This is a genomic window from Agathobaculum faecis, assembly GCF_014287995.1.
Lineage (GTDB): Bacteria > Bacillota > Clostridia > Oscillospirales > Butyricicoccaceae > Agathobaculum > Agathobaculum ammoniilyticum.
In genome coordinates, this window is record NZ_JACOPL010000042.1 from 1 (window position 1) to 3,222 (window position 3,222).

Sequence of the window (3,222 nt, forward strand, 5' to 3'; positions counted from 1 at the left end):
GGAAATCGGTTTTACGGAGCGATGCCGTAAAACCGGTTTTCCGCTATCCGCGCTGCTGGGCGGCGCGGCAAACCGGATTTTGGAAAGGATTGATCTCGGCTATGCAGAATAAATATTACCCCCATTTGGCAAGCCCGCTGACCATCAAGGGGCTGACGTTCAAAAACCGGATCCTGGGCGCGCCGATGTCCAATCCGGAGATGGATCCGGACAGCCATATGCGCAAAGAGGACGTGGCGTTCCATGAAAACCGGGCGCGGGGCGGCTTGGCCAGCGTGGCCATCGGCCTGGGCATTGTGGACGCGGTGGGCCGCACGCACACCAAGGAGGTCGCGCTGTACGACGTAGGCTCGCTCCCTTCGCTCAAGGAGGCGGCCAAGGCTATGCACCGCCATGGCTGCAACGCGGTCATGGAGCTGGCGCACGGCGGCAAGTACGCTAACGCCCGAGGGCATGGGCAGGCAGCCGAGCGGTATGCGCTCGGCCCGAACGATGAAGTCAACCCAGACGGCCTGCCGGTGCGCAGTATGACCGAGGACGAGATCGTCCACACCGCCGAGGCTTTCGGCCGCGCGGCCGCGCTGGTCAAGCAGGCGGGCTTTGACATGGTGCTGATCCACGGCGGCCACGGCTGGCTGCTGGGGCAGTTTATGTCGCCGTCCATGAACCACCGCACCGACCGCTGGGGCGGCAGTCTGGAGAACCGCATGCGTTTCCCCCTGCTCGTGATCGAGAAAGTGCGCGAGGCGGTGGGCGACCAGTTCCCGATCGAATTCCGCATGAGCGGCGCTGAGTTGACCGAGGGCGGATACGGGCTGGACGAGGGCATTGCGATGGCCAAGGCCATCGACGGCAAGGTGGACATCATCCATGTTTCCGCCGGCGTACACGAGGACCCTGACGTGTTCGTACTGACCCATCCCTCAATGTTTGTCGAGCACGGCTGCAACGTCTACCTGGCTGAGGAGATCAAAAAGCATGTCAAAACGCCGGTAGCGACACTGGGCGGGCTGAACGATCCGGATATGATGGAGGAGATCATCGCTTCCGGCAAGGCGGACATCATCGAGATCGCCCGCCAGTCGATCTGCGACCCCTATTTTCCGGAAAAGGCGTTCTCCGGCCGCAAGGACGATATCACCCGCTGCTGCCGCTGCTTCACCTGCTTCTACAATTATCTGACCAACCGCACGTTCTGCTGTGCGTTCAACCCCATCGTCGGCCGCGAGATGGAGAGCTTTTACGGCGCGCCAGCGACAACGCCCAAAAAGGTCGTGGTCGTCGGCGGAGGCCCAGGCGGGATGTACGCCGCCATCACGGCTGCCCAGCGCGGCCACACGGTCACGCTGTATGAGAAAAACAGCCGTCTGGGCGGGCAATTGCTCTCCGAGCAGTACATCCCGTTCAAGCAGGACATGTACCGCTTCGTGCAGGTACTCGAGGGCCGGCTGCGCGAAGCAGGCGTGGATGTGCGCCTGAACACCGCTCTGACCGCGGAACAGGCCGAGGCGCTGCAGGCCGACGTCATCCTCGCCGCCGTGGGCGCGAAGCCCATCGTGCCGCCCATCCCGGGCATCGACAGTACGAAGGTCGTTACCCTGGACGCGCTGCACCAGAAGGACCCTGCCATCGGTCAAAAGGTGGTCATCCTGGGCGGCGGTCTGGTGGGCAGCGAGTGCGCGATCTATCTGGACGGTCTGGGCAAGGACGTGACCATTGTGGAGATGAAGGACGACTGGGCTGCGGACTCCTACTTCATGCACAAGAACGCTATGAAGATCTATATGCGGAACAGCGGCATCCGCATCCATGTAAACACCACCGCAAAGGCCGTAACCGACGCCGGCCTGCTGTGCGACAGCCCGAACGGCGAAAGGCTGCTGGAAGCGGACACCATTCTGCTCGCCGCGGGCATGAAGGCTGACCGCGTGTGCGCGGAAAGCTTCTACAACGCCGCGCCGCGTGTGTTCGAGATCGGCGACTGCATCAGGGCCGGCCGCGTCGTGGACGCGGTCACGGACGGCTACTACCGCGCGCTCGATATTTGAACCGTCGCGCCTATCCCCGCATCCTTGGTCCGCGCCCCGCGGGCCTTTGGAAATTCCATTTTTATCCTGATACGAGGAGGACCACTCCATGAAAATCAAAGCTGCCGTTACCCACGCGCCCGGCGCGCCGTTCCAGATCGAGGAAGTCGAGCTGGCCGCCCCGCAGAAGCATGAAATCCTGGTGAAGATCACCGCCTGCGGCGTATGCCACACCGACGACGCAGCCCGCCAGCAGGTCATTCCGGTCCCACTGCCCGCAGTGCTCGGCCATGAAGGCTGCGGCGTCGTCGAGGCGGTCGGCCCCGAGGTCACGGAATTCCAGCCTGGGGACAAGGTGGGCATATCGTTCGGCTACTGCGGCCGCTGCCACAACTGCATGACCGCCCACCAGCACGCGTGCGAGAACTTCAACGCCATCAACTTCGGCGGCGTGCAGCCGGATGGCACGTCGCGCCTGTCTGCGCTGGATGGTACGCCGCTGGCTACGTTTTTCGGCCAGTCCTCGTTTGCGACTCATGTGGTCGTCAACGAAGCCAGCGCGGTCAAGGTGCAGTACGACGATATCGACCTTGCGCTCGTCGGGCCGATGGGATGCGGCATCCAGACCGGTGCAGGCGCTGTGCTCAACCGCCTGCGGCCGGAGTTCGGCTCGTCCATAGCGGTGTTTGGCTGCGGTACGGTCGGCATGAGTGCGATTATGGCTGCCAAGATCGCGGGCTGTGAAACGATTATTGCGGTAGGTGGCAACCCGAAGAGCCTGGAGCTGGCAAAAGAGCTGGGCGCGACCCACACCATCAACCGCAAGGAAGTCGACGACATCGTGGGTACAATCAAAAACGAAATCACAGATGGCGGTGTCAATTATGCCATCGACACGTCGGGCGTACCCGATTTTGTCAAGAAAGCCCTGGCGTCCTGCCGCTTCATGGGTACGGCGGTCGTGCTCGGCGCAACCGGCGACGTGACGTTCAACATCCAGGCCGAGCTGATGGGCGACGCCAAGAGCCTGATCGGCATTGTCGAGGGCGATGCCATTCCCAAGCTGTTCATCCCCAAACTGCTCGACTACTACAAAAAGGGCATGTTCCCGTTTGATAAACTGATCAAGTTCTATCCGTTCGAGCAGATCAACGAAGCGTTTGAGGAGTCCGGCTCCGGCAAGTGCATCAAGGCG

General features: G+C 62.2%; 2 protein-coding genes. Both read left to right on the forward strand.

Translation table 11 applies throughout. The features are described from left to right. The first annotated feature begins 101 nt into the window (after nucleotides 1–101). Nucleotides 102–2,048, forward strand: a complete 1,947-nt coding sequence (locus H8S45_RS15550; RefSeq protein WP_107631097.1) for an oxidoreductase — start codon at nucleotides 102–104, stop codon at nucleotides 2,046–2,048. An 88-nt stretch (nucleotides 2,049–2,136) separates the two neighbouring features. Next, nucleotides 2,137–3,222: NAD(P)-dependent alcohol dehydrogenase (locus H8S45_RS15555; RefSeq protein WP_054328541.1), on the forward strand; the 1,086-nt coding region annotated here is incomplete at its 3' end.

Bases quoted from the DNA above. Each gene is read 5' to 3' on its own strand.
- H8S45_RS15550 (WP_107631097.1), top strand. From the start codon at position 102: ATGCAGAATAAATATTACCCCCATTTGGCAAGCCCGCTGACCATCAAG.